Source organism: Streptomyces pratensis (genome assembly GCF_037137275.1).
Lineage (GTDB): Bacteria > Actinomycetota > Actinomycetes > Streptomycetales > Streptomycetaceae > Streptomyces > Streptomyces pratensis_B.
Genome location: NZ_JBBBEN010000100.1, coordinates 190,315 through 191,629, shown reverse-complemented (window position 1 = coordinate 191,629; position 1,315 = coordinate 190,315). Strand labels below are relative to the sequence as shown.

Sequence of the window (1,315 nt, the reverse complement as noted above, 5' to 3'; positions counted from 1 at the left end):
CACGGCTGGCAGCCCGCTGCCCGTCACCCGGCACGCCTCCCCTCCCCCCGTCCCCTCTCCTCCAGGAATGCGCCATGCGTCTGATCACCGCCTACAACCCGCCCGCCTCCCCGGCCCGGACGCGCCCCGCGGAGCGGGGCCCGCTGCGTGTGGCGGCCGTCCAGCAGCGCTGGCGCCGCGACCCGGCCGAGCACCGCGCCGCGCTGCTGGAGGGCATCGCGCTGGCGGCGGCCGAAGGCGCGCGGGTGGTGTGCCTCCAGGAGCTGACGCTCTCGCCGTACTTCGCGGTCGTCCGCAGGGCCGACCACCCGGAGCCGGCCGGGCCGGAGGAGCTGCTGACCGGCCCGACGTTCACGTTCGCGGCGGAGGCCGCCCGCGAGCACGGCGTGTACGTGCACGCCTCGCTGTACGAGAAGGCCCCCAGCCCCACCGGCGACGACGACGGCCTCGGCTACAACACCGCGATCCTCGTCACCCCCGACGGCGCCCTCGCGCAGCGCACCCGCAAGACGCACATCCCGGTGACCGAGGGGTACTACGAGGACGACTGGTTCCGGCCCGGCCCCGCAGACGACGACGCCTTCGGGCTGGTCACGGTCGACGAGGCCGCGTTCGGGCTGCCGACCTGCTGGGACCAGTGGTTCGCGGAGCTGGCGCGCGCCTACTCCCTGGCGGGGGCCGACGTCCTCGTCTATCCGACGGCCATCGGCTCCGAGCCCGGCTTCCCGGGCTTCGACACCCAGCCGCTCTGGCAGAAGGTGATCACCGGCAACGCCATCGCCAACGCCACCTTCATGGTCGTCCCCAACCGCATCGGCTCCGAGAGCGGGCTCACCTTCTACGGCAGTTCCTTCATCGTGGACCCGTACGGCCGCGTCCTGGCCCAGGCGCCCCGCGACGAGCCCGCCGTCCTGGTCGCCGACCTCGACCTGGACGCCCGCCGGGACTGGCTGGAGCTGTTCCCGTTCCTGACCACCCGACGCCCCGACGCGTACGGCCCGCTCACGGACGCTCCGGGAGCGTGAGCGCGGTGCCCCCGCCGCGTCGCCCCTGCTCGGTCGCGACCGCGACGGCGTAGCCCCGCGACCGCGTGCGCCGCTCCGGTGACAGGGGCCTCCGCCGGGGGCGCGCACGCCCCGGCCTCCGCCTTCTCGCGCTGTGACCCGGATCACGCGCGAACGCGGATGACTTCCTGGTCCGCCGCCGGTCCATCATGTGTACACACGAACGCGGAAGGCGAAGGGCGGCCCTGCCGTCCCCACTGCTCCGGGCCTGCACGCTCGACGTCCGCCCGACGAGCGGCAGTCCGGCGCGG

The 1,315-nt window shown here is 74.9% G+C and carries 1 protein-coding gene; it reads left to right on the top strand.

All coding sequences use genetic code 11. The annotated features are described in order from the left end of the window. Positions 1-74 precede the first annotated feature (74 nt). Complete coding sequence (locus V9U70_RS26340; protein ID WP_336679190.1) at positions 75-1,025, top strand: carbon-nitrogen hydrolase; 951 nt, start codon at positions 75-77, stop codon at positions 1,023-1,025. Positions 1,026-1,315: the final 290 nt, after the last annotated feature.